This is a genomic window from Mediterranea massiliensis (genome assembly GCF_900128475.1).
GTDB classification, from domain to species: Bacteria; Bacteroidota; Bacteroidia; order Bacteroidales; family Bacteroidaceae; genus Bacteroides; species Bacteroides massiliensis_E.
Genome location: NZ_LT635837.1, coordinates 138,241 through 157,055, shown reverse-complemented (window position 1 = coordinate 157,055; position 18,815 = coordinate 138,241). Strand labels below are relative to the sequence as shown.

Sequence of the window (18,815 nt, the reverse complement as noted above, 5' to 3'; positions counted from 1 at the left end):
TTAATAATTGTGACCATCGGGAGCCGTCTCACCGTTTTTTGAGGTGAGCAAGTGGCTGGGAAATGTAATACACCGGCATAAACTTGCTCCAGTGAAAAAGAAGTGAATCAGACATCTGACAGTCATCGTTTGAAAAGTCCTTTCCGAGTATGTTGAACCGTTGCTGAAAGCGGTGCTTTCTCCACATTGACAAGCTGTAAATCGAAAGTTTCGACCAGCGTTTTCAAGGCCGGATTCAACGTGATAAGACGATTAAAAATAGCCTCTTTTGTCTCTTCTCTCAGCAGAAAATCGGCGATGTCATAACCTGCATCACGTTCTTCTTTTGTTGCGTTTCTTTCCATAAAATCGAAGAGAGAAACCTCTATTCCCAGGCTACGAATCATCTCCATTTTACTGGTCCAATAGTCGGTCGCCCCTAGGTCGGGGAAGAGCAGAACACGTCGGTTTCTCAATACGCTCATGGCATCCCGATTGAACGCTCCATTCTTTCCGCCCGAAGCAATCCAGAGATATTGTGGCAGATAGAAACTGGATATCAAAGCGCTTTTCTCACTTTCCACAAGGGCAACCGGACGCTGCTGGTCAGAGGACAAAAGGTGCTCACCAAAAAGGCATTGCCGGAGGTTGAAATTCTCTTTCTTCAAAAGGGAATGTACCCACGTGATGTAGTTGTGCGGCTTTTTAATCCGTCTTCCGTTTTCAGGATTGTAGAGCATCACTTTTCCGGTGCGTACCCGTCCGGAAATATCGACCTGCCAAAAGACTGTAGCTCCCGGCCAATGCTTCGAGGTTCCTACATGGTAGCGCAACATCAGCTCTTCGGTAGCTTCCTGTCCGAAATGGAAACTCAGGAATTGAAACAGTTTGTTCGTGTGATACAGCTTCAGGGACTGCCTCATGATTTCCGGCTCAATGAAGGATGGTGCAGGAGGCAGACTGATACGAGGCTTTGACATCGGTACAAACTCTTCGTTCAATCGTTCTTTGGCAATCGGGTTTTCGTCAAAGTACATTTTGGGCGTATAGTTGTAGCCGCACTTCTGTTCATGGTTGCATCGCCCTACATAATCTGGAAAGCTGATTTGCTTTTCCGTGTCGATGTATTTGGCGAAACAACTTTTGCGGTGGCAGTTTGGACATGCGTGCCGGGTACTGACACCTTTGTATGGTTCTAATGTGAATCTGTAGCTCATTTTTCTTTCTGTTTGGATGTTACTATGCACATTTTCGCAACTTCACAAACCCCTCGGTTGCGAAAATGTGCATAGTAACAGGTTTATTTACTGTATTCTCCATGATTCTCTTTTCTGAATAATGTTCCGATGTGGCGTTTTAGAAACATCTTGAAAGCATGTTCCTTCATCCCGTAACTTTCAGCAATGCCGATACCTTCTGCCGTTGTAAATCTGTGAGGCAGATTCAGGTATATGTTGCGGTGCAATTCGCTCAACTGTTCCTGACTGACGGCAGTCTGCACTTTTACGGCTGTTGTCCGAAAATACTCTGCCAGCAGGATGGCACGGTTCACGCTTTCAAGGTCAATCGTATGCTTGTCGCACTCTCCGCAAGTCCATCGGGCAAGCTGTATAATCAGACAAAACCGGATAATGTAGATTTCCAGTTTGCAGTAAATACCTACCAAAGCATCATTGGTTTCCATATCACATTGACGGGCATTTTCATGCTGCCAACCGTAAAGCCGTTGCTTGGCATTTTCATCGAATGGCAGGCATTGAGGCTGCAACTCATTATTCTCGTCATGCGGACAATCCTGTGTGATCAGCTTGTCGATAATCTGTTGCCACTGGATTTCCAGTTCTTCAGGAGTTTCCCGGTCGTTCCATCTGCTTTTCAAGACAGATTCAGGCATCACGAAAAGAATACGATCAATAAAACCGTTACTCGAACGCTCGCCCTTGACCAGTTCGCCCAGAATTTTCTTTTGGATGGTACCGATAACGGAGATATAGGGACGTCTGATAAAAATGGAACTTTGCGTACTCTTGCGATCGGAAATCGTAGGCTTGGCATTGAACACCGAAAGCCAGAACTGTTCTTCCGAACCGTTGTTGTAACGGTTGAAATTCTTGAACCAGGCAGATAGCTCGTCCGACCAAAGGCAGAGTCCTCTGGGATTCTGGGCGTGTATCAGGCTCAATCCTTCGGGAGTGATATCCGAAACAAGAAAGCGTCTGCGCACGGGAGCCTGCGGAAACTCATCCAAACCGGCTTCCATGCGTTCCTTCTTACTCATGGACATAGTGCGTTCATACTCGGCATACGACTTCTGATACTCCTGATTCTGACAATAGTCGTGCTCAATAAACGGCTGGAAAGCGAAACTCAGCGGATGACTCTTATTGGCTCCAGGGCGACCAATCAGTGCCATGTACAGAATAGGACTTTCCAGCCAGTTGCGCTTCACCTGCACCAGATGAGAGTTGCCAATACCCACGCCAATAGCCGCAAGGATAGCCGCAGCAACATAATCCACTGGATAGCCCTGACAATCGTGCAAACTGCTGATGATACGCTGAATCCTGATAGGAAAGACCTCTATCGGGAACTCACCACCGGACATCTTGGCTCCGATACGCACAGCCTCGCCGATAATACCTTCTGCTGTTAATTTGGAGGTTTCCATAGCCGCACAGATCAAAAGTTATAACCTCCCTTTGGTTTGCGTTTCGCCCCATGTACTATCTCCGCTGCCTGTTTCTGAAGTGACATGGCCCGCATTTGCTTGCGGCCGGACTCAATCCATTGCAGCAGCTCATCTTCATAGAAGTAGAGTTTTTTCCCTCGTTTGTAAGCCGGAATCAGTCCTTTACGCGCAAGCGTGTAAATGGTAGGCTTTGCCTTTCGTGTGATTTTACAGGCTTCGTCAATTTCAATAAGACGATGCTTGTCGGAAGAAGCCTGCGGTTGCAGTGCCGCTACCATTTGACGGATTTGTTCCATCTGTTCAGTGAGATAACCTACCGCCTGCGGCAGCTTATCAAAAGTGATTTGTTCGTTTGCCATACGTACTCGTTTTTAATTGTTCGCTGGCAAAGGAAATTGGTGTTTTGATGGTGGAAAACATCACCGGAATATAACTGTGAGATAACTTTTGGTGGTGATTATAGAATATATTATGAGATTTTTCATACCTTTGCGATTGTATTAGATCTTTGACAGACTGACGAAGGCTTTGGAAACTAAAATTATGCTAAAACCTAAAGCGAATTATCGCACCAAGTCATTGGTAAAATGTGGCGGATACAGTTTTGGAACACGGCGGAATGGAAGACAAGAACATCTAATATAGTTTGTTTGTCTGCTGTTTTATATTGTCTGATTGAACATGCCATGTCTGCTTCATTAAATTGAGTGTTAAATTTTTTAGCACGTGAAAATAGAGAGTACAATGGAAACAATGTCTAAGCATATTTTAGTTAGGCCATATTGATTTTAGCACGTGGCAATATTGCCCGAACTAAAAAATTATGCTTATGGCTAAGAAAAAGAAAAAGCCTTCAAAGAGAGGGAAGAAGGCTAACAAAGTTTCCCTCCATTGTTCTCCAATGATTGTAACACAGGAGAAGAAGATTAAAAAGTGGACAAAATGGATTAAAGCTATTGTCATACTTTTAAAAGCACTAATTCAATTATCAATTACAATGAGACCTTTGATAGAATGGTGCAAATCTTTTTTTGAATTGTTATAATCAGCTCTCTAATTTCTTTTTTTCTGATGATAACAAGCGAAAAGCATTTATTATATATTTTAGGTGTTAACAAAGAGCAGTTAGATTACTTGTTGGCACATATAGAAGATTACTATTATTCTTTTGAAAGAGTAAAACTCAATAAGTTTACAGGTAAACCAAAGAAGAATAGTAATGGAGAAATTGCAACTAGACAAATTAATTCATCTAAAGGAAAACTAAAAGAGGTTCAAGCTCGTCTATATGATTTTATGTCAAAACAAGTTGAAATGCCTCAATATGTTTATGGTGGTGTTCAAGGGAAAAATAATGTGCGTAATGCTCGTTTTCATCAAGGGAATAAATATATCTTTACAACTGACTTAAAATCATTTTTTCCATCAATTTCTCATAAGCAAGTTTTTCAAATGTTTCTCCGAGAGGGGTGTACGCCTACTATAGCAAGAATATTAACCAAACTAACAACACTTAAATATCAAGTACCGCAGGGTATTCCAACATCAACATTTATTGCTAATATGGTTTTTAAACCTACAGGTTTGGAAATTGATCAGTTAGCAAAGGCGCATCATATTAAATTTTCAATGTTTGTTGATGATATTACATTGTCATCTAAATCAGACTTCAAAAATTTAATCCCAGATTTTCTTTCTATCATTAAAAAGAGCGGGTTCAGAATTAGTCATAAAAAGACTCATTATCAAACTAAAAATCCAATTATAACAGGCGTTATATGTCAAAACAACAGACTTCTCGCTCCTTTAGGCTACAAAAAGAAAATCGCAATATTATCAAAATATCCAATAGAGAAGTCTATAAAAAATAAATTGCAAGGAATAAATGCTTATTTGTCAACAATTAAAAATGTAAATCGATCCCTATAATTATAGTACTCCTTGTGTAAATGTATTACTATATATTTAACAGTTTACGATATTCCCTTATCTAACTTAATGTAGCACGCAGATTCTGTATGTGACATTTTACGTTCAATCGTTGAAATTTCCAAGTCACAGAGGACTTGAGCAAAGACATTCTTAATGAATGTGGCAGTATGAATACGCTTTCTACCAAAAGCCTTGCCTATATTCCAACCAAAGTGCATAATGTCAATGCTTTTAAGCTGTGAGTCAACCTTTACAGGCGATATTTTTTGTAAGGTATCGCCTGAGCTATATTCTGCGACATATGCACATAGACGGTTGAGGTCTTCTTCACTCATATAGGCAACCATTGTTTGCTTCGTATAGTTGAGAACCTTTTCCAATTTGGTTTGAATAGCGCGATTCTTTTTTGCGATAGAATTGGTTCGCATAACTTCATATTCTGAAAGTTCAGAGATTGTTTCTTCAGCGGTAGGAGCAGGGTCAATGACATTGGGGGTAGCCTGATTTGAATCTTCGATTGTAAGAGCTTCCTGAGCAGAAACGGTGTCATTGTAATTTTTCATCTTTTGAAAAGCAGAGAAACGCAATAGAAAAACTTCTATACGTGGCAGCAGAAACTGATTGAAAGTTGTCTGTAAACTGGCATAGATCGCCATCAAGACAATTACTGTTGCAAAAAATGCAACACTGCTACTGAAATCGTCAACACCTTTGGATAAAACAAACTGCCGAGCTAAAACGCCAACAACAAGAGTACCTACCAATACAAGGGAATAGAGTGCTATATGTTCTATACTTTTCTGATTCATAGTGATATTTGCTAATTGTTTGTGCGCAAATATATGTCATTTCATAGATACCATGTTATAAATCCAGGAAAGTGGCAGCATTTGTCCTCGATATGGTACTTATTTCTATACCATCTATGCCACAATAGAATAAAAAAGAAGAGTCCGACTAGTTTTTAACCCCATGTCGGACTCTTCTTACGTTACAGAACTTTATACTTATTTCAACGAAATCTTATTCGCCGTCTCTCGCTTCTTGGAATTTACCAAATCAGCATAAATCTGTGTGGTGGTGACATTCTTATGCGTCAGCATCTTCGACACTGTGTAAATGTCTGTGCCTAAAGAGATTTGGATGACGGCGTATGAATGACGAAAGCAGTGGAAGGTTATGTGCTTTCTGATTCCGGCTTCGGCAATCCATTGTTTCAGGGGATGATGGGTCATGGAACGGGTTAAGCCTTTGAAGACTTTTCCAGTGCCCCATTCGCCACACAACTCCAATGCTTCCTGACTGATGGGAAGGGTGGCCTCGGTTTCTGTCTTTTCGGTACAGATACGGATGTAGTAGCCTTGATCTGGGCCGACTTCAAAATCACGCCAGTCCAACTTCAGAATATCACTGATACGGAGACCGGTCATGCAGGCAAACAAGGAGGCTTGTTTCAAGACTGGAATTTTGCAGGGTGTAGCTGCCAGTTTCTTGACTTCATCAAGCGTCAGATACTCTTTCTTGACCTCTTTCCATTCTATCTTTTCCAGAAAGTCGTTCAAGTTCTCACGCAACATCTTTTCTTTATAGGCTATTTTCAGCAAGGCTCGGAAAGTTGAATAATAACCGGCTGCCGAATTGCGTGAGATATAAGCATTGGGATGATTGATCTGTTTGCATTTGAGCAGGTAATCCTTGAACTTCTCGCACAACTCCACGGTGACATCACCAAAGGTGCATTTGCCACCGACAAATTTCTCGAAGTGGTTGTAAACACAATCCCATTTCTCATACTTCTCCCGTGCCTTTGTCCGGAAGTAGGCGAGGAAATCTACCTTTTGCTTGTTCTTGTCCAGGAACCCGAATTCTTCATTGATAAGCGACTGGACACGGATACAGCGGATTGCCTCTGCTTTGTTCAACATGTCCTGATTGAACATTCTTTGCTGCTCGTTCTTGGGCTTGGCATAGATGTAGATACCAAGGAATTCCCGGCGACTCATCTTCATCGTATAAGGATTGCGGATGGCCGGATAATAATCCAGATAAAGAGATATGCGGTCGTTACGCAATGGCTTTTGTCTCAAAGTTACGTTGGTGCATGTAAGTGTCATAGCTATATTGTTTTTTGATTAATACTTGTTTTTGTTGCAAATAAAATAGGTGTTCTAATGGTGGTATTTATCACCGGAAAATAACTTTCGGCTCATTCTATCTTTGGAGGCTCAAAGAACTTGTCCAACTCTGCCCGCAGGATCTTGGTATATTTACCGACCTTAATACGGGGAATATTATGGTATTTCACATAATGGTAGAGTTGATCCCGCGTCAAATTGAATCGCTCCATCGCTTCGGCAATGGTGTAGTATTTGGGCTCTTCGGGAGCTATGAGACCTTTGGCAATGTCCACATGCTTTTTGGAGTAGTACACCATGATGCCGACTTTCTTTTTGGGAATGGCATTCTTTGATACAAAAGAATAGATGGCCGTTAGTGTCATGCCGAACTTCTCCTGCATGTCTTGCGTGCTGTACCATTCCTTGATTTCAGGGTCGGGAGCTTTCTTTGCAAAGTAGTCATCAATATGCTTTTTGCTCCAATAGGTTTTCCCACGGTGAAAGGTTCGTGGAATATTATGTTCCTTAGCGATGTGAAATATCCAGGAATCCTTTACACCATACTTTTCCTTAACTTCAGCTGTGGTGTAGAAATCATTAATGGAAGGTTTGTCTCTGACCGGAATCTTAAATTCTATAGACTTATTGAATAAGTTATCGATATCTTCTTTTTTCAATAGAAATTTATATCCAAGTCGGGTGGCTTTTAGTTCACCTCTTTTCAGATAGCCATAAAGAGTAGGGCGGGTTACTCCAATGTATGTGGCAGCTTCTGTGATAGTAAGAATAGGCTTGTCTCTGATTTTTGCAATCGGCTTCTCCTTGATGACTTTTTCAACAATTTGGTTGTTAGCCTTAATAGAAGCCTCACGTTTCTTCTGTTTATACAGAAGGTTTGCACATCTGTGCGAACAACAGGTTGTAGTTGTTTTATGCGCAATGAATTCTTGCTTGCACCACGCACAGATTCGTCTGATTTCAATGTTGCTACTCATGTTATTTCTCCTTATTTCTCCAATATTTTTGTATAACTCCGTAAAATCCCGTAAAATGGCGTAAAAGTTCTCCACGATCTTGCCAACGATAATCCTCGGATTTTCGTGGTGAGGTACACAGGAGGTACAAAAAATGGCGTAAAAAGGCTTAGCAACGATTATCAACGATACTTGAGCAACAAAAAAGGCGCCCGTAAAGAGCGCCATATTAATCGATTATAATCAATTTAACTATTTGATAATCAAATGTTTACTTACCGATGCAGAAGTGCTTGAAGATGTTTCCCAGCACCTCGTCCGTCTCGATGGTGCCGCCCACAATCTCGCCCAGGTGGTGGAGGCACTCGCGCAGGTCCTGGCTCACGAAGTCGCCCGAGAGGCCCGAAGCCAGCCCTTCCTGCACGCGGCGGATGGCCGTCAGGGCGCGGGTCAGCGCCTCGTAGTGGCGCACGTTGCTCACCACCACGTCCGTCTGCGACAGGTCGGGCAGGGAGGCGAAGGCCACCAGCCGCTTCTGGAGGTCGGCCAGCCCGTCCCGCCTCTTGGCCGAGAGGGGCATGACGAGGGCATCTTCCGGCAGCCCCTCGAAGGCGGGGGCACAGCTGCCGGTAGGCAGGAGGTCGGCCTTGTTGAGCACCAGCACGAGGTGCTTGCCCTCGCAGCGGGGCAGGATGTCGGCGCGCAGCTGGCGGTACTGCTCGCAGGCGCGGGTGGCGTCGATGACCCACAGGACGATGTCCGCCTGCTCCAGCTTCTGGAAGCTCCGCTCGATGCCCAGGCTCTCGATGGTGTCGGTGGTCTGGCGGATGCCGGCCGTGTCGATGAAGCGGAAGGTGATGCCGCCCAGGTTCAGGGTGTCCTCGATGACGTCGCGCGTGGTGCCGTGGATGTCGCTCACGATGGCGCGTTCCTCGCCCACCAGGGCGTTGAGCAGGGTGGACTTGCCCGCGTTCGTCTCGCCCACGATGGCCACGGGGACGCCGTTCTTCAGGGCGTTGCCCACGCTGAACGTGTCCGCCAGGCGGGCGATGACCTGCTCCACGCGGGCGGCGATGGCCTCGAGCTCCGAGCGGTCGGCAAACTCCAGGTCCTCGTGGTCGCTGAAGTCCAGCTCCAGCTCCATGAGCGAGGTGAGATGCAGGAGCTGGTCGCGCAGCTGGGCCAGCTCGCGGCTGAAGCCTCCGCGCATCTGGTTCATGGCCATGCGGTGGGTGGCGGCCGAGGTCGAGGCGATGAGGTCGGCCACGGCTTCGGCCTGGCTCAGGTCCATCTTTCCGTTGAGGAAGGCGCGCTGGGTGTATTCGCCCGGCCCTGCGGCGCGGCACCCCTGGCCGACGAGCAGCTGCATCACCTGCTGGAGGATGTAGGCCGAGCCGTGGCAGGATATCTCCACCGAGTCCTCGCCCGTGTACGAATGGGGTGCGCGGAAGAGGCTGACCAGCACTTCGTCCACCACTTCGCCCGCGGGCGAGAGGATTTGGCCGAAGGTCAGGGTGTAGGCGGGCCGTTTCGCCAGGGGCTTGCCCGAAGCGGGTGTGAAGAGGCGGCCGGTGATGGCGATGGCGTCGGGGCCCGACACGCGGATGATGCCGATGGCTCCGCCTGGGGCGGTGGCGATGGCGCAGATGGTATCTTGGTTCATTTTTTTCCTGTTTTTGGAAGCAAAGGTACGCTAAATTTTTATCTTTGCGGAAGAGTTTCAACCACGAAATGAAAATAAAGAGATGAAAACACGAACTTTCTGGGGACGGGTGGCGCCCTATGCGCTGGCCGTCGTGGTGTGTCTGGCTTTGGGCTGGGTGGCTTCGATGCTCCAGCGCGAGGCTCTGGCAGAGTGGTATCCGTCGTTGGCCAAGTCGCCGCTCACGCCGCCGGGCGTGGTCTTTCCTGTGGCGTGGAGCGCGTTGTACGTGCTCATAGGCATCGCCTTCGGGGCGGTGTGGCATGTGCCAGCCGGGCGCCGCAGGGCGTTGCTGGGGTGGTGGGGCGTGCAATGCGTGCTCAACTTCCTGTGGAGCGTCTGCTTCTTCTACGCGCGTTCGCCTTGGGCGGGGATGGTGGTCATCGTGGCCCTGCTCGTGGCGGTGGCGGTCTTCATGCTTAAGTCGCGCAGGGCGAGCCGTGTGGCTTTCTGGTGCTTCGTGCCCTACCTGCTCTGGCTGGCCTTCGCCACCTATCTCAACGCCTACGTGTGCCTCTACAATTAGGTCCTGGCGCATACCATGCGGACGGACACCGAGATTTCCCCCTCTTCTTTTTCGGGGGGTGATCCGTGTGTCCGTCCGTTGTGTCTGTAGGGGCAGGCTTGACGGGCGTCAGATGCGGTCGAGCACCGTCCGTATGAGCGTGTCGATGGTGCTCTTGTAGCCCGTGTTGGCCTCCTTGGCCAGGCGGTTGGCGATGACCATGCAGACGGTCGTCGCCTGGTGTCCCATCAGTCGTGACAGGCCGGCGAGGGCCGAGCTTTCCATCTCGAAGTTGGTGATGCGCAGGCCGTGGTACTCGAATTGCTCGATCTTCTCGTTCTGTCGGGGGTCGGCCAGGGGGATGCGCAGCTCGCGTCCCTGCGGGCCGAAGAAGCCGCCTGTAGCGATGGTGACGCCACGCACCATGTCCTCGCGGGCGATGCGTTCGACGAGTTCGGCATCAGCATCAATGACGTAGGGGGCGGGGGCGCAGAGGTTGCCCGTCCATCCCATGTGGTTCAGGAAGGCGCGCTCCATGGCGAGGTCGCATACGGCGTTGCGCCCTGCGTAGAAGTTGAGCAGGCCGTCGAAGCCGATGGACTTGGCCGAGCAGATGAAGGTGCCCACGGGCGTGTAGGGCTGGAGGCCGCCGCAGGTGCCGATGCGCACCACCTGGAGCTGGCGGAGCTGGGGCTTCACTTCGCGCGTCTGGAAGTCGATGTTGGCCAGGGCGTCGAGCTCGTTCATCACGATGTCGATGTTGTCGCATCCGATGCCTGTCGACACTACCGTGATGCGCTTGCCCTGGTAGGTACCTGTAACGGTGTGGAACTCACGGCTCTGCACCTCGCACTCGCGGTTCTCGAAGTGGGAGGCCACGAGGGCCACACGGCCGGGGTCGCCCACGAGGATGACCTTGTCGGCCAGCCATTCGGGTTTCACATGCAGGTGGAAGACGGAGCCGTCTTCGTTGATGATCAGTTCGGAAGAGGGGAAGTATTTTTTCATATTCGGAATGGGTTGATGGGTTATGAGTTAGGAGCTACGAGCTACAAGTTACGAGCTACAAGCTATGAGTGACAAGGGGGGCCGTTTCCTTTCGTTGGAAGGGATGGGTAGCCCGCCACTCATAACCTGTCTCACTCGTAACTCGTAACTCGTAGCTCGTAGCTTATTTATTCAGCGGCGCATTGCTTCCGCCCGTAGCGGGGCGGGCGATGGTTTCGCGCATGTCTGTATCGGCCTGGATGTTCTTCATGCGGTAGTAGTCCATGATGCCCAGGTTGCCGTTGCGGAAGGCTTCGGCCATGGCTTTGGGCACTTCGGCTTCGGCTTCGATGACCTTGGCGCGTGCCTCCTGTGCCTTGGCCTTCATCTCCTGCTCGCTGGCCACGGCCATGGCGCGTCGCTCTTCGGCCTTGGCCTGGGCGATGTTCTTGTCGGCATTGGCCTGGTCCATCTGGAGGGCGGCGCCGATGTTCTTGCCGATGTCGATGTCGGCGATGTCGATGGAGAGGATTTCGAAGGCCGTGCCTGCGTCGAGGCCCTTGCGGAGCACGAGCTTCGAGATGGAGTCGGGGTTCTCGAGCACGGACTTGTGGCTTTCGCTCGAGCCGATGGACGAGACGATGCCTTCGCCCACGCGGGCCAGCACCGTGTCTTCGCCCGCACCGCCCACCAGCTGGCGGATGTTGGCACGGACCGTGACGCGCGCCTTGGCGATGAGCTGGATGCCGTCCTTGGCTACGGCCGTCACGGGCGGGGTGTCGATGACCTTGGGGTTGACCGACATCTGTACGGCTTCGAAGACGTCGCGTCCCGCCAGGTCGATGGCAGTGGCCATCTGGAAGGGCAGGTCGATGTTTGCCTTGGCGGCCGACACGAGGGCGTGCACCACCTTCTCGACGTGTCCGCCCGCCAGGTAGTGGGCTTCGAGGCCGTCGCGCGTGATGTTGCCCAGGCCTGCCTTGTGGGCTTCGATGAGCCCCGGCACGATGACGTAGGGCGGCACGTTACGGATGCGCATCAGGAAGAGCTGCACCAGCGAGATGTTGACGCCCGACACCTTGGCCGAGAGCCACAGGAAGAAGGGCACGTAGTGGAAAAAGAGTATCAGAAAGATGATGCCTCCCACCACGAGGAAGGCGGTCAGATACAAAGAGCTTGTGTCCATTGTTTTCAGGTTTTAAGTTTATGGTCTTTTTTTCAGTATCACAAATATCACAAATCACAAATCACAATTACGCTTTTCGGGCGACGAAGACAGTGCCGTCGGCAATGCGCACCACCACCACGGGGGTCTTCTCGTCCAGAAAGCCGTCGGCCGAGGTCACTTCCACCAGGCGGCCGGCGATGTCGGCGCGTCCCACGAGGGCCAGGCGCGTCAGGGCGATGCCCGTGTCGCCCACCTGCACGCTCTGCTCTGCCGAGCGGTCCACCGTGCCGGTGATGTCGGTCTTGAGTGAGATGCGGTCCAGCGTCTTGGAGCGCATGAACCACACGAGCGAACCCACACACGCCGCGGCCGAGATGCCCAGCGTGACGAAGCCGCCCGCCATGCCCAGACGGGTGAAGGCGTAGTAGTTGGCATAGAGGTAGCAGCCGCCTGCCAGGATGCCCGCGATGCTGATGCCGGGGATGACGAAGAGCTCTACCAGAAACAGGATGATGGCTGCTATGAGCAGCACGGCGATGATGGCAATATCCATATTATGAAGGATTTATGGGTTTTTATTGAACTCCGGCTTCGGCCCGTCGGACGGCCTTGGCGGCTTCGTTCACCTCCTTGCGGAGGGTCAGTATGCGCTGCTCCAGGTCGAGGATGGCGGGGGCCAGCTGCTTCTTTTCTTCTGCCGAGGCTTCGGCATACTTGCGGCGTCCCTTCTCCAGCTTTTCGCTCTGTTGGGCGAAGCTTTGCTCCAGCTGGCGGTACTTGCCGAACAGGGTCTTGGCCTGGGGCGAACGGAAGTCGGAAAGCAGGTAGTAGGTGGTCTCGTCGTTGATGAGGAACTCGAAGTCGCGCTTCTCTTTCTTCACCTGGGGTTCTCCGGCCAGGACGGTGGCCAGCCGCCGGCGTGCTTCGTCCACGAGGGTGCTGTCCGTCCACGTCAGACGGATGTCCTTCAGGGCGGCCAGGCGCAGCAGGAGGTCCTTGTCCATGCTTTCGTAGTCGTAGACCTGCTTCGTGGCGTTGGGGAGGAAGACGTAGATGCACACCTTGTCTGCCGGCTGGTAGCGGTCGGAGGCAAACCATCCCAGGTTGTTGTACTCGTCGACGGCATACATGTAGTCGTTGTAGGGCGAGTTGAAGGGCATGCCCACGTTTTCGGGCACGAGGTAGGTGTCCGTATTGGTGTTGTAGCGGGTGACGAAGATGTCGGTTCCGCCCATCGACTCGGGGCCGTCGGCGGCATAGTAGAGGGTCACGCCGTCGGCCATCATGAAGGGATAGTCGGCATTGACGCCCTCGTTGACGCTGCCGGGCAGGAGGGTGCCCTTGCTCCATCCGTCCGAGAGCTTGGAGCGGCTCAGGATGGCCAGGGTGCTGTCCGGCTGGAGTTCGCTGTAGTAGAGCTTGTTGCCCAGTTCGGTTTCGTAGACGGTGCCGCCCGTGTGTCCGTTGTCCTTGAAGTAGTCGGCATAGAGGCTCAGGGTGCCGCTCTCGGGGCCTATCTTGTAGGCTTGGAGGAAGGTGCGGCGGTCTACCACGAAGCTGTCTATGACGCACACGCGCTCCACTCCCTTGAGCATGAGCTGGTGGCTGCGGATGCGTGCAGCCAGCTGTTCGGCCACGTCCGTGGAGCGGCGCAGGCGCTTCAGGTCGGCGAGGTAGTCGTCGCACACCTCGGCGGCATCCTCGAAGCGGTAGACGGCGTCGTAGGCACGCGCCAGGTGGAGCTGCCCGCTGGTGACACGCCGCTTGACAGCTGTCTCGAGGGGCTTGACGGCCTTTTCGGCATCGCCCGTCTCCAGGCAGCACACGCCATACCACAGGCTGTAGTTGCCGTTGGCGGGTTGCGACTTGTAGTAGCGTTCCATCACAGGTTTGGCCTTGGCATATTCGCCCTCGTTGTACCACGTTCGGGCTTGGGCCAGCGTCTGTGCCTGGATGGTGGAGGTACCTGCCATCAGGGCCAGGCCCAGCAGGCATATCTGTTTCTTTATCATCTTCATACGTGAAAGGTCTTTGGTCATTTGCGTCCAAAGATACGAATTTCTCCCAAATAATGTCTCTTTGCCGTCGGTTTTCTTCTCCAATTCATTCTTTTGCACTACTTTTGCGCCCGCAAAACGGAAATGTGATGGTAAAACGGACGGAAGAACAACAACTGATGCTGCGCATCGAGCGACGCCTGATGAAGGGCATCGTGGATTACGGCCTCATTGAAGACGGCGACCGCCTCCTCGTAGGCCTTTCGGGCGGCAAGGACTCGCTGGCCTTGACGGAGCTGCTGGCCCGACGCGCCCGCATCTACCGTCCGCGCTTCACGCTGACCGCCGTCCACGTGGCCATGCGCAACATTCCTTATAGTATCGATGCCGGTTACCTGCGCTCTTTTTGCGAGGAGCGGGGAGTGCCCTTCGTCCTGCGCGAGGCGGAGTTCGACGCCTCGACCGACACGCGCAAGTCGCCCTGCTTCCTCTGCTCGTGGAACCGCCGCAAGGAGCTCTTCACCGCCGCCCACGAACTGGGTTGCAACAAGATTGCCCTGGGCCACCACATGGACGACATCCTCGTGACACTCCTCATGAACCAGACTTTCCAGGGGGCCTTCTCCACCATGCCTCCACGGCTGGTGATGAAGAAGTTCGACATGACCATCGTCCGCCCCCTCTGCCTGGTGCACGAGGCCGACCTCGAGGCTCTGGCCGCCGCCCACGCCTACCGCAAGCAGGTGAAGAACTGCCCTTATGAGCACGACTCCCACCGCTCGGACATGCGCGACGTCCTCCGCCGCCTCGAGGAGATGAACCCCGAGGCGCGCTATAGCCTTTGGGCCAGCATGACGAACGTGCAGGAGGAGCTTCTCCCGCCCAAGATTTGAAATTATATAGTTAATATTGATAGATATGAAAGCATTCTACACCATCCTTCTGCTCATCGTGTCGAACATCTTCATGACGTTCGCCTGGTACGGCCACCTGAAGTTGCAGGAGATGAAGGTCATTTCCAACTGGCCGCTCTACGCCGTCATCCTCTTCTCGTGGGCCATTGCCCTGGCCGAGTATAATAAAATAGAAAAACCCAACTGGAGTTTTAACACTTCACGTTGATATATATAATAATGTATGTAGAATTAGAATAATATGAAAGCTCTCTTCACGATTTTATTGCTTATAGTATCGAATGTCTTTATGACTTTTGCTTGGTATGGTCATTTAAAGATGAAACAGGAATATCCTTGGTTTGCTGCTCTTCCATTGATAGGTGTAATAGCTTTTAGTTGGTCAATTGCTTTTTTTGAGTATTCTTGTCAAATTCCAGCGAATCGCATTGGATTTAGTGGTAATGGGGGACCATTTTCATTGATGCAGTTGAAAGTTATTCAAGAAGTGATAACTCTTATCATATTCACAGTCTTTACAACTGTATTCTTTAAAGGTGAAACTTTGCATTGGAATCACATGGCTGCCTTTGTTTGCTTAATATTGGCTGTCTATTTTGTGTTTATGAAATAGTTATAGAAGAGAGCAGCATAAGAGTTTCCTTAAATGCTGCTCCGTCTTAAATAAGTTTGGGTAATTAGTTTATCTTCTTGTAAGTGGTCGTAGTAATATCATCTAATTCCTCACCTCCATCATCTGTGCTGTCCCAATCTTCAAAGGCAAGTACTAACTTGGTAGCTGTAAGCTCATTGACGGTAAGAACATCAGAATAACCATCATTGTAAGAGATAGTTAGCTTATCACCCTTTAGAGACCAGCGGTTGGTTTCTGTGTATCCACCGTCAACGCGGCTCTCTATGCAAGTACCGTCAGCTTTGAACTCTAATAGGGCATTGGTATAGGCTTCATCAGAAGTAACAACTTCCTTGCCATTCTCTACCTTGTGAATCTTCTCCCAAGTGGATTGCCATCTACCAATCAAGTTGGCTTCTTCAATCGCAGCTTTATCATTCTCATCATCATCGCTGCAAGCAGTGAAGTTTACAGCACACAAGACCATTAATAAGGTCATTCCAAGTAATTTAAATGTCTTCATTGTTAAATAATTTATTAGTTAATATAAGTTCTTTCAAATGTCGTTTAATAGTCAAATTATAATGTGAATTATTCCACTTATTAATGAAATTGGTCCTATTATTAGTACTTCTAAAGCATTATAGGGTTATCCATCATTCGATGATACCATGTTGATTGGCTTGCTGAAAAGTACCAATAGATAAATTGTCCTAATATGTACAAATCATAGACAAGGTGATAGATTAGGTAGTATCTAAATAGCCTCTGCGTCACTTTGTACTTATCTATGTTCATGTTTAATCATATAGTTTCATATTTGCCTAAACACATCACCTGCCGTCAATCCACCACTTGCAGGTAATCCCTCTTTATGAATGGAAACAGTATTCAAATAATTTTAAACGCTGTCCCCACCAATTATGTATGAGTTCTTACTCCACTCTTTGATAAGCAAACTTCTTACCGCTGGGTGTTACTCCATCAGCTTCCAATTCCTGCACTGATAAAGTCATAGAATTAAGCAATAGAATATCACTGATAATCCATTCATCTTCATCGCTGTACATTTCATAGAGCTTGTTACCATCTATTTTGTATTTACCAACTTCCTTATAAGAGCTATCTTCTGAACTTGTGTATTCAAATGTACCATCGTTCTTATAAGTTACATGAGTAGCAATAGCATCACCGCTTGTCTTCTTCCATTTACCTATAATAAGGGAAGCATAATCATCCTGTCCTTTGATTGTACCATTATCAGTATCTACTTCAAATGTTACATTCTTCTTAGTCCCATCATAATGTGTAATATTGACATTGAACTTCCAAACTGGCGTAGATTTATCTTCTACACTGACCTCAATCTTAGCATCAGCAGGTTCATCATTTAGCTGTGGTACTTGGATATGCCATAAATCCTCTCCCAATTTAAAACTCCTTTTCCCCACAAAGAAGCCTTTATTATCTCTATGACTGTAGATTGCTTCTTCATGAGATATAAGTTCAGATGTATAGAGAGTTCCTATATTAGAATATCCAAAGCCTTTCTCTGCTATATAGAGAGTATCGCCAAACAATGAGTAACAACAATCATTGTTTATTATAGAATATTGAAATCCTGCAAATATTTCACTACGCTTAACTTGAACTTCTTTAGTTTGTGTATCATGTCTAAAGATTAAAGCAGGGTAGCCATAATCTTTATCAAAGTAGTAGCTTAATGATGCTACAAATTCACTTGGATTAAAGTATATGGTCTGTAACAATGTTATCTGTTGAATAGTGACATCTTCATATTCTCCATAGCCTTTGTAAATTCTACGATTCCTATTAAAAGGCAACTCATCAGTCCAATTTATAATTGGAGATTTATCCTTTACATTGAATGATGCAAGCCATAGCTTGTCCTCTCGTAAGCCAGAGAAGTTAGCTTGTTCCAAACCGTTCTTATGGTAATTAAGTAATTCGATGTCTTCATAGTCACTAATGCCATATTCTTTACAGACTATATCTAAAGGTTCACTTCCCTCTGGATAAGATACTGTTGGTTGCATATCCAATTCATCATCCCCACAGGAACTAACTCCCATGCTTAATGCAACCAATAATGAGGTAGCTAATAATCTTATTGTTCTCATAGTCATTTCATAGTTATTTAATTTAATCTGATTATGATGTGTAATCCCATTCCAACATTGGCATTGTATCTAATGTCTAAACCATTTGATGAAAAGCCTTCAAATAGTTTATCAAGTACAATCGTTGTTCCAGACTTTAGCCATTCATTGACAAATAAAGTACGATATGGCTCTTTTTTGGTGTTCCATTCTGCTCCTCCAACAAATCTCATGAATGAGTCTTCAAACCAAATGTTAAATTCATTTATTCTGTCGTTGAACGAGATATATGAATTATCAAACCCTCTACTCAAAGTAATGCGTAGATTCTCTGTATCAAACCAAATGTTAGTATCATTGCCAAATAGCTTTGAAGCTCGAAGTGTCATCATTCTAACTACTTCTTCTGGCATTAATGGTAAGTGACATAGGGGGAATGGTCTATTCTTATCTATCTTACGATAGGTTTCCGCTTCTCGTTGGATATAGATAGCTTCTTTTGGCTCATCGTCTGGAACATATCTAAAGATTAGAATATTCTCAAGAAAGCATATCGAATTGAGTGCTTGGACTTGCCAATCTTCTAATGGAGTGTTATAAACATCCATGTCAATATTAGATAAGATTTCATTAATATTAATGTCGTCAGTTCTAAATCCCACTTCATTAAAGGCTAAAATCCAATCACTATTATCATTGTAGTTTGTCTTATTGGATTCATTTATCAATAAAGACAATATTTTGAGTATAGAAATTCTATCCTCTCTATTCAAAACTTGGAATAGTTCTTTCATGCAATAATTTTAATTGTGCTCACCTGTTCCCTGTGGATAAGCCGTTACTAAATAAAAAAGGTGTGGGAACTATATATGTTTTACCCTAAAGTCTGGCTTCTCGCATTGCCTTGCTGTGGATAAAACAATAGCCCCACACCAATTTGAGATATAGAAACCTTATAAAAGGTAGGTATATAACAAATGATGTGGATGCTATTGCTACCATCTTCACAGCGTTACAAATTTTGCGAGAATTTGACTTTAGAAGATAATTTCAATAACACCTTTCGTTAAATATGTCCTTCCAACTCCCTAACGCATTAGGTCATTGAAATTGGTACA

General features: G+C 47.8%; 20 protein-coding genes. 6 read left to right on the top strand and 14 right to left on the bottom strand.

Annotated elements, in window-relative coordinates; translation table 11 throughout:
• Positions 1-122 precede the first annotated feature (122 nt).
• From BQ7483_RS08540 to BQ7483_RS08530, 3 genes are all read right to left on the bottom strand, one after another.
• Positions 123-1,196 carry a DUF6371 domain-containing protein gene (locus tag BQ7483_RS08540; RefSeq protein WP_072545592.1) on the bottom strand — a complete coding sequence of 358 codons (1,074 nt, stop codon included), beginning with the start codon at positions 1,194-1,196 and terminating at the stop codon, positions 123-125.
• 83 nt (positions 1,197-1,279) lie between these two features.
• Positions 1,280-2,647 (bottom strand): YfjI family protein, encoded by a 1,368-nt coding sequence (locus tag BQ7483_RS08535; RefSeq protein WP_072545591.1) that lies wholly within the window; start codon positions 2,645-2,647, stop codon positions 1,280-1,282.
• A gap of 11 nt (positions 2,648-2,658) precedes the next feature.
• Positions 2,659-3,027 (bottom strand): helix-turn-helix domain-containing protein, encoded by a 369-nt coding sequence (locus BQ7483_RS08530; protein ID WP_072545590.1) that lies wholly within the window; start codon positions 3,025-3,027, stop codon positions 2,659-2,661.
• Between the two features lie 470 nt (positions 3,028-3,497).
• On the opposite strand from BQ7483_RS08530, the gene BQ7483_RS08525 reads away from it, so the two are divergent.
• Both BQ7483_RS08525 and BQ7483_RS08520 read left to right on the top strand, forming a co-directional pair.
• The gene (locus BQ7483_RS08525) at positions 3,498-3,713 is read left to right on the top strand and encodes a hypothetical protein (RefSeq protein WP_204246004.1); all 216 of its coding nucleotides are present in this window, start codon (positions 3,498-3,500) and stop codon (positions 3,711-3,713) included.
• Between the two features lie 26 nt (positions 3,714-3,739).
• On the top strand, positions 3,740-4,597 hold the full coding sequence (locus BQ7483_RS08520; RefSeq protein WP_072545588.1) for a reverse transcriptase family protein: 858 nt from the start codon (positions 3,740-3,742) through the stop codon (positions 4,595-4,597).
• A 44-nt stretch (positions 4,598-4,641) separates the two neighbouring features.
• On the opposite strand, the gene BQ7483_RS08515 is transcribed toward BQ7483_RS08520, so the two are convergent.
• The 4 genes from BQ7483_RS08515 to mnmE form a co-directional block, all read right to left on the bottom strand.
• Positions 4,642-5,409: a mobilization protein gene (locus tag BQ7483_RS08515; protein ID WP_072545587.1), complete on the bottom strand. Its 768-nt coding sequence runs from the start codon at positions 5,407-5,409 to the stop codon at positions 4,642-4,644.
• A 198-nt stretch (positions 5,410-5,607) separates the two neighbouring features.
• On the bottom strand, positions 5,608-6,714 hold the full coding sequence (locus tag BQ7483_RS08510; RefSeq protein WP_015532034.1) for a site-specific integrase: 1,107 nt from the start codon (positions 6,712-6,714) through the stop codon (positions 5,608-5,610).
• 92 nt (positions 6,715-6,806) lie between these two features.
• Positions 6,807-7,712, bottom strand: coding sequence for a helix-turn-helix domain-containing protein (locus BQ7483_RS08505; RefSeq protein WP_032951153.1), 906 nt, complete (start codon positions 7,710-7,712; stop codon positions 6,807-6,809).
• Between the two features lie 250 nt (positions 7,713-7,962).
• The gene (gene mnmE / locus BQ7483_RS08500) at positions 7,963-9,354 is read right to left on the bottom strand and encodes a tRNA uridine-5-carboxymethylaminomethyl(34) synthesis GTPase MnmE (RefSeq protein WP_072545586.1); all 1,392 of its coding nucleotides are present in this window, start codon (positions 9,352-9,354) and stop codon (positions 7,963-7,965) included.
• A gap of 82 nt (positions 9,355-9,436) precedes the next feature.
• On the opposite strand from mnmE, the gene BQ7483_RS08495 reads away from it, so the two are divergent.
• Positions 9,437-9,919: a TspO/MBR family protein gene (locus BQ7483_RS08495; RefSeq protein WP_022021689.1), complete on the top strand. Its 483-nt coding sequence runs from the start codon at positions 9,437-9,439 to the stop codon at positions 9,917-9,919.
• A 108-nt stretch (positions 9,920-10,027) separates the two neighbouring features.
• Here the strand turns inward: BQ7483_RS08495 and BQ7483_RS08490 are convergent, their stop codons facing one another.
• From BQ7483_RS08490 to BQ7483_RS08475, 4 genes are all read right to left on the bottom strand, one after another.
• On the bottom strand, positions 10,028-10,906 hold the full coding sequence (locus BQ7483_RS08490; protein ID WP_022021690.1) for a nucleoside phosphorylase: 879 nt from the start codon (positions 10,904-10,906) through the stop codon (positions 10,028-10,030).
• 163 nt (positions 10,907-11,069) lie between these two features.
• The gene (gene floA, locus BQ7483_RS08485) at positions 11,070-12,071 is read right to left on the bottom strand and encodes a flotillin-like protein FloA (protein WP_022021691.1); all 1,002 of its coding nucleotides are present in this window, start codon (positions 12,069-12,071) and stop codon (positions 11,070-11,072) included.
• A gap of 67 nt (positions 12,072-12,138) precedes the next feature.
• On the bottom strand, positions 12,139-12,606 hold the full coding sequence (locus tag BQ7483_RS08480) for an NfeD family protein (protein WP_072545585.1): 468 nt from the start codon (positions 12,604-12,606) through the stop codon (positions 12,139-12,141).
• A gap of 22 nt (positions 12,607-12,628) precedes the next feature.
• A complete protein-coding gene (locus BQ7483_RS08475) occupies positions 12,629-14,065 on the bottom strand; it encodes a tetratricopeptide repeat protein (protein WP_072545779.1) in 1,437 nt (478 codons plus the stop codon).
• 134 nt (positions 14,066-14,199) lie between these two features.
• Between BQ7483_RS08475 and BQ7483_RS08470 the strand changes: the two genes are divergently transcribed.
• From BQ7483_RS08470 to BQ7483_RS08460, 3 genes are read left to right on the top strand one after another with little or no spacing between them, the layout of a single operon-like run.
• Positions 14,200-14,943 (top strand): PP-loop family protein, encoded by a 744-nt coding sequence (locus BQ7483_RS08470; protein WP_072545584.1) that lies wholly within the window; start codon positions 14,200-14,202, stop codon positions 14,941-14,943.
• 25 nt (positions 14,944-14,968) lie between these two features.
• Entirely contained in the window at positions 14,969-15,172 is a 204-nt protein-coding gene (locus tag BQ7483_RS08465) for a DMT family protein (RefSeq protein WP_072545583.1), read from the top strand.
• A gap of 33 nt (positions 15,173-15,205) precedes the next feature.
• Positions 15,206-15,577: a DMT family protein gene (locus tag BQ7483_RS08460; protein ID WP_072545582.1), complete on the top strand. Its 372-nt coding sequence runs from the start codon at positions 15,206-15,208 to the stop codon at positions 15,575-15,577.
• 64 nt (positions 15,578-15,641) lie between these two features.
• Here the strand turns inward: BQ7483_RS08460 and BQ7483_RS08455 are convergent, their stop codons facing one another.
• The 3 genes from BQ7483_RS08455 to BQ7483_RS08445 form a co-directional block, all read right to left on the bottom strand.
• Positions 15,642-16,100, bottom strand: a complete 459-nt coding sequence (locus BQ7483_RS08455; RefSeq protein ID WP_072545581.1) for a lipocalin-like domain-containing protein — start codon at positions 16,098-16,100, stop codon at positions 15,642-15,644.
• Positions 16,101-16,512: 412 nt separating this feature from the next.
• On the bottom strand, positions 16,513-17,718 hold the full coding sequence (locus tag BQ7483_RS08450; RefSeq protein ID WP_072545778.1) for a hypothetical protein: 1,206 nt from the start codon (positions 17,716-17,718) through the stop codon (positions 16,513-16,515).
• A gap of 17 nt (positions 17,719-17,735) precedes the next feature.
• Positions 17,736-18,491 carry a hypothetical protein gene (locus BQ7483_RS08445; protein WP_072545580.1) on the bottom strand — a complete coding sequence of 252 codons (756 nt, stop codon included), beginning with the start codon at positions 18,489-18,491 and terminating at the stop codon, positions 17,736-17,738.
• Positions 18,492-18,815 lie beyond the last annotated feature (324 nt).